Here is a 5,556-nt window from a genome sequence, read left to right as displayed (position 1 = left end):
GCTCCGGACGGCCCTCTCCGCCGCCCTCCGCGTACGGCGGTTGACACCGGGTGTACGCGGCTGGAGACTCGCGTCCGGCGTCGGGTGAAGGGAACTTCACCACCCGAACCGCCTCCTCGCGCGAAGGGAACGACCGGATGCGCACCACCGTCGGCATCATCGGCGCCGGACCCGCCGGTCTGCTGCTCGCCCGGCTGCTGCACGGTGCCGGTGTCGACTCGGTCGTCCTGGAGGCCCGTGACCGCGCCTACGTCGAGCAGCGGCAGCGGGCCGGGATCCTCGAGCAGGGGACGGTGGACGTGCTGCGCGCGGCCGGGGCCGGGGCGCGGATGGACCGCGAGGGGCTGCGGCACGACGGCATCGAGCTGCGCTTCGACCGCCGCCGCCACCGGGTCGACCTCTCCGCCCTCACCGGCGGCCGGTCGGTCATGGTCTACGCGCAGACCGAGGTCTGCAAGGACCTCGTCGCCCTCCGGCTCGCCGACGGCGGGCCGCTGCTCTTCGGGGCCGAGGCGCTGGCCGTCGAGGGCGCCGGCACCGACGCCCCGCGCGTCCGCTTCCGCCACCGGGGCCGCGAGGACGTCCTGGAGTGCGACTACGTGGCCGGCTGCGACGGTTTTCGGGGCGTGTCCCGCGGGGCCGTTCCCGCCGGGGTCTCCCGGGTCTTCGAGCGGACGTACCCCTTCGGCTGGCTCGGCGTCCTCGCCGACGTGCCGCCCTCCCACGACGAGCTGGTCTACGCCCGCCACGACCGCGGCTTCGCCCTGCTGTCCATGCGGTCCCCGTCCGTCTCCCGCCTCTACCTCCAGGTGCCCGAGGGGACGCAGCCGAAGGAGTGGAGCGACGAGGACGTCTGGCGGGAGCTGGAGCGCCGCCTCGAGACCGCCGACGACTGGACGCTGCGCCGCGGCCCCGTCACCCGGAAGTCGGTCACCCCCATGCGCTCCTACGTCCACGAGCCGATGCGGTACGGCCGCCTCTTCCTCGCCGGGGACGCGGCGCACATCGTGCCGCCCACCGGGGCCAAGGGGCTCAACCTCGCCGTCGGGGACGCGGTGACCCTCGCGCGGGCGCTGGCGCACCGGAAGGAGACGGGTTCGGACGAACTCCTCGACGCCTACTCCGCGACCTGCCTGCGCCGGGTCTGGCAGGCCGAGCGGTTCTCCTACGACATGACCACCCTGCTGCACCGCGCCCCGGACGCCACCGCCTTCGAGGACCGCCTGCACCTGGCCCGGCTGGAGAGGATCGCCTCCTCCCGCGCCGCCGGGACCGACCTCGCCGAGGCGTACACCGGCTTCCCCCTGGAAGGGGGCGCGGACGCGGCCGTGGCGGACGGATGATCTCCGGCCGGTTCCGGACGGGTACCGGGTAGGTCATGGTTCGGTGCCCTCCGGTGAGGGGAATCACGAAGCCGCGTAGCGTGTTGCGCAGCACGACGAGGGAAAGATCCTCCCCAAGCATTAGGGTCATTCCTTTGCCTACCTATTACTCTTGAGCCAAGGCCGCACTGTGCGGCCATGGAGGAGTGAAATGAGGAGCAGAAACCCGGTCTTCTCGCGACGGGGGTTCAGCCGCGACAACGGCTACGCGGGCTTCAACACCGCGCCGCAGGCCGGGGGCCCCGCTGTCGCCACCCAGGGCAACCCGTACGCGCAGCCGACGGGCAACCCCTACGCGCAGAACCCGTACGCCCAGAACCCGTACGCACAGCAGGGTCTGCAGGACGGTGCGCCGCCGCAGGCCCCGGCCACCACCGGCCGGATGACCATCGACGACGTCATCATGCGCACGGCGAGCACGCTCGGGCTGCTCGTCCTGGCCGCCGCGCTCTCCTGGGCGCTGCTGCCGGTCGACGAGGCCAACATCGGCCGGTCCTACGGCATCGCCATCGGCGCCGCGCTGATCGGCATGGTCCTGGCGCTCGTCCAGTCCTTCAAGAGCAAGGCCTCGCCGGCGCTGATCCTGACGTACGCGGCGTTCGAGGGAGTCTTCCTCGGCGTCGTCTCCAACGTCGTCGACAGCCACATCGCCAACGGCGCGGCCATGCAGGCGGTGCTCGGCACCATGGCGGTCTTCGCCGGTGTGCTGGTGGCGTACAAGGCGGGCTGGATCCGCGTCAACCGCCGCTTCTACGGCTTCGTGATGGCGGCCGCGCTCGGCTTCATCCTGCTGATGGCGGTGAACCTGCTGTTCGCGGTGTTCGGCGGCGGTGACGGCCTCGGCTTCCGCAGCGGCCCGCTCGGCATCATCTTCGGTGTCGTCGGCATCATCCTCGGTGCCTGCTTCCTCGCCCTGGACTTCAAGCAGGTCGAGGACGGCATCACCTACGGTGCCCCGCGCGAGGAGGCCTGGTTCGCGGCCTTCGGCCTGACGCTGACGCTGGTGTGGATCTACCTGGAGTTCCTGAGGCTCATCTCGATCCTCAACAGCAGCGACTAGCCGTCCCCACGGCAGGCGCGGCACACGCGCAAGGGCCCCGGGTTCACCCGGGGCCCTTCGTCGTTCCCGACGGATGCGGGAAGCACGCCTAGAGCAGTTTGCGCGCGGCCCTCCTCAGGTCGTACTCGTGGATGATCGCCTTGGCATGGCCGTACGCCAGGTCGTACTCGTGCCGGAGCCAGCTGACCTTCTCCTCGAAGCGGAGAGCCGGGCCTTCCTCGACGGTGCGCAGCCAGTCGGAGATCTCGCGACCGGTGCAGTGCGGGATGCGGGCGAGCAGGTTGCGATGGGTCTCTTCGGAGAAGACTTGGGACATCGGCGCCTCCGGACGCAGGGGATGTAGGCCGGTCCTTCAGCTCACCGTGCCTGAGCGTTCGCGTGTTGGCAACAGTCCCGCCGGTCCGCGTACGCTCGCCGCGTGGTTGATACGACGCCCCTCACCCGTGCCGTGGATCATTTCGCCGACCGCCTGCGGGCCGCGCCGCAGAGCCGGCTGCAGCGGGGTGCGGCCGCCGAGGCGCTCGCCCTGGCCAGGGAGCTGGCACGGCGGGCGCAGGACGTCGAGGAGCCGGGCACCGAGCCCCGCGAGATGCCCGACGCCGGGATGTTCGCCTCCGCCGACCAGATCACCGTCGCCGGCCACGACCTGGCCCTCGTACTGACGTCCGAGGACGAGGTCGAGGAGGCGACGCGGCTGGTGGAGGAGGCGCAGAAACGCGCCGGCGTCTGACGACGTCCGGCGCGTGGACGGTCCGGCGGCCGGCGGGACGCCGGCGGGCTCCTAGAGGGACGCGATGACGCGGTCCGCCAGGATGTAGACGTTCTCCTCGCCGCAGGAGAAGGTCAGCGTGTACGCCCCCGAGACGCCCGAGCCGCCCAGCAGGAACGGGGTCTCGCCCGCCCGCAGGGCCGCGGCCAGGCGTTCGGCGGTCTCGCGGTGACCCGGGGTCATGCACAGCGTCGTCCCGTCGGCGAACACGTAGACGTCCAGCGTGCCCAGCGGGCCGGGGCGGACGTCGGCCAGTTCCACCCGGGAGGCGGCCAGCTCCTCCAGCGTGACCGCCGTGCGCTCGTGGTCGTCCACGACCGGCGACGGGTTCGGCACGAAGTCCGGGTGCGAGGGGTGGCGGCGGCGGGCCGCGGCCAGCTCCGGGGAGTCCCCGGGGTGCTCGTCGGGGTCGGCGGCCGGTTCGCCCACCGGCTCCAGGCCCGCGAAGTCGGCCTGGCGGGGCAGGAACAGCTCACTGTCGGCCAGGCCCAGCAGGGAGGAGGGCGCCTCGGACGCCTCCCGGGTCTCCTGGGCGGCCCAGAAGGCCCGCGCCTCGGCGAGCTCCCGCTCCCGCTCCTCGGCGAGCGCCTCCGCCACGGCCGCGCGTATCTCGTCGGTGTCGGCGGCGCGGGCGGAGGGAACGAGTCCGCGCGCCGCGGCCGCGCGGTGCTCGGTCAGTTCGGTGTGCAGGGCCGCGACCTGTCGGCGCAGCACCATGATGCTGCGCAGGACCGCGACGCCCACGGCGCCGGTGGCGGCCGTGGTGATCAGCAGGGCGATCGGCATGGCGCTCACTGACGTACTCCCGGTTCAAAGTCGACCCTCGACTTCCTACATCAGCTTGAAGGGCGGACTAACCATCTGTCAGTGCGTAACGTCACGAAACGGACAGGGGTGTGGTGCCGGGGGCGGGAGGGGGACGTCGCTGACCTGCGTGAACCTCCCCGGCGAGGGAGATAGGTCACATCCTGGGGGAGATTGGATCACGGAACGGCCCGGACCCCCGGAACGGCCGGGAGCCCGGGCCCACGCCTCACGGGCCGTGCCGTGACGGCTACCGTGCGCCCACGGTGGCTCAGCTCAGGCGCTCGATGACCATCGCCATGCCCTGACCGCCGCCGACGCACATCGTCTCCAGGCCGAACTGCTTGTCGTGGAACTGGAGGGAGTTGATGAGCGTGGCGGTGATGCGGGCGCCGGTCATGCCGAAGGGGTGGCCGACGGCGATGGCGCCGCCGTTGACGTTCAGCTTCTCCAGCGGGATGCCGAGGTCGCGGTAGGAGGGGATCACCTGGGCGGCGAACGCCTCGTTGATCTCGACCAGGTCGATGTCGCCGACGGTCAGGCCCGCGCGGGCCAGGGCCTGCTTGCTCGCCTCGACCGGGCCGAGGCCCATGATCTCGGGGGAGAGGCCCGAGACGCCGGTGGAGACGATCCGGGCGAGCGGGGTGAGGCCGAGCTCGCGGGCCTTGGTGTCGCTCATGATGACGAGCGCGGCGGCGCCGTCGTTGAGCGGGCAGCAGTTGCCGGCGGTGACCAGGCCGTCGGGGCGGAAGACGGGCTTCAGGGCGGCCACGCCCTCCATGGTCACACCGGGGCGGGGACCGTCGTCCTTGCTGATCACGGTGCCGTCGGGAAGCGTCACCGGGGTGATCTCGCGCTCCCAGAAGCCGTTCTTGATGGCCTCCTCGGCGAGGTTCTGCGAACGGACGCCGAACTCGTCCATCTCCTGGCGGGTGACGCCCTTGAGGCGGGCCAGGTTCTCGGCGGTCTGGCCCATCGCGATGTACGGGTCGGGCAGCAGGCCGTCCTCGCGCGGGTCGTGCCAGGTGGAGCCCTCCGACCCGGCGACGGCGGCGGTGCGGGCCTCGGCATCGGCGAACAGCGGGTTGCGGGTGTCCGGGAGGCTGTCGGAGTTGCCCTTGGCGAAGCGGGAGACCGTCTCGACGCCGGCCGAGATGAAGACGTCGCCCTCGCCGGCCTTGATGGCGTGCAGGGCCATGCGGGAGGTCTGCAGCGAGGACGAGCAGTAGCGGGTGATGGTGCAGCCCGGGAGGTGGTCCATGCCCATCTGCACGGCGACGATCCGGCCGAGGTTGTTGCCCTGCTCGCCGCCGGGCAGGCCGCAGCCGAGCATCAGGTCGTCGATGTCCTTCGGGTCCAGCTCGGGGACCTTGGCGAGGGCGGCCTGGATGATCGTGGCGGTCAGGTCGTCCGGGCGCAGGTCCTTCAGGGAGCCCTTGAAGGCGCGGCCGATGGGGGAGCGGGCGGCTGAGACGATCACGGCTTCGGGCATCACGGCTCCTGGGGGAAGGGGCGGCGCACAGCGCCTCGTCGGAAGGGGG

Annotated in this window: 6 protein-coding genes; 3 read left to right on the top strand and 3 right to left on the bottom strand. The window is 72.0% G+C overall.

Features of this window, described 5'->3' with window-relative positions; genetic code table 11:
- Nucleotides 1-137: 137 nt before the first annotated feature.
- Nucleotides 138-1,343 (top strand): 4-hydroxybenzoate 3-monooxygenase, encoded by a 1,206-nt coding sequence (locus B7L92_RS29495; RefSeq protein ID WP_081240417.1) that lies wholly within the window; start codon nt 138-140, stop codon nt 1,341-1,343.
- Nucleotides 1,344-1,533: 190 nt separating this feature from the next.
- Nucleotides 1,534-2,442, top strand: a complete 909-nt coding sequence (locus B7L92_RS29490; RefSeq protein ID WP_081240416.1) for a Bax inhibitor-1/YccA family protein — start codon at nt 1,534-1,536, stop codon at nt 2,440-2,442.
- Between the two features lie 88 nt (nt 2,443-2,530).
- Here B7L92_RS29490 and B7L92_RS29485 read toward each other — a convergent pair whose 3' ends face one another.
- Complete coding sequence (locus B7L92_RS29485) at nt 2,531-2,758, bottom strand: DUF4287 domain-containing protein (protein ID WP_004987136.1); 228 nt, start codon at nt 2,756-2,758, stop codon at nt 2,531-2,533.
- Nucleotides 2,759-2,890: 132 nt separating this feature from the next.
- On the opposite strand from B7L92_RS29485, the gene B7L92_RS29480 reads away from it, so the two are divergent.
- Nucleotides 2,891-3,172 (top strand): hypothetical protein, encoded by a 282-nt coding sequence (locus B7L92_RS29480; RefSeq protein WP_081240415.1) that lies wholly within the window; start codon nt 2,891-2,893, stop codon nt 3,170-3,172.
- A 51-nt stretch (nt 3,173-3,223) separates the two neighbouring features.
- Here B7L92_RS29480 and B7L92_RS29475 read toward each other — a convergent pair whose 3' ends face one another.
- Nucleotides 3,224-4,006, bottom strand: coding sequence for a hypothetical protein (locus tag B7L92_RS29475; protein ID WP_081240414.1), 783 nt, complete (start codon nt 4,004-4,006; stop codon nt 3,224-3,226).
- A 280-nt stretch (nt 4,007-4,286) separates the two neighbouring features.
- Nucleotides 4,287-5,507: an acetyl-CoA C-acetyltransferase gene (locus B7L92_RS29470; RefSeq protein ID WP_004987149.1), complete on the bottom strand. Its 1,221-nt coding sequence runs from the start codon at nt 5,505-5,507 to the stop codon at nt 4,287-4,289.
- Nucleotides 5,508-5,556 lie beyond the last annotated feature (49 nt).

The organism is Streptomyces viridosporus, assembly GCF_002078235.1.
GTDB lineage: Bacteria > Actinomycetota > Actinomycetes > Streptomycetales > Streptomycetaceae > Streptomyces > Streptomyces viridosporus.
This window is presented reverse-complemented; position numbering and strand designations above follow the sequence as displayed.

Coding starts and splice junctions, on each gene's coding strand:
- B7L92_RS29495 (WP_081240417.1), top strand. CDS start 138: ATGCGCACCACCGTCGGCATCATCGGCGCCGGACCCGCCGGTCTGCTG.
- B7L92_RS29490 (WP_081240416.1), top strand. CDS start 1,534: ATGAGGAGCAGAAACCCGGTCTTCTCGCGACGGGGGTTCAGCCGCGAC.
- B7L92_RS29485 (WP_004987136.1), bottom strand. CDS start 2,758: ATGTCCCAAGTCTTCTCCGAAGAGACCCATCGCAACCTGCTCGCCCGC.
- B7L92_RS29470 (WP_004987149.1), bottom strand. CDS start 5,507: ATGCCCGAAGCCGTGATCGTCTCAGCCGCCCGCTCCCCCATCGGCCGC.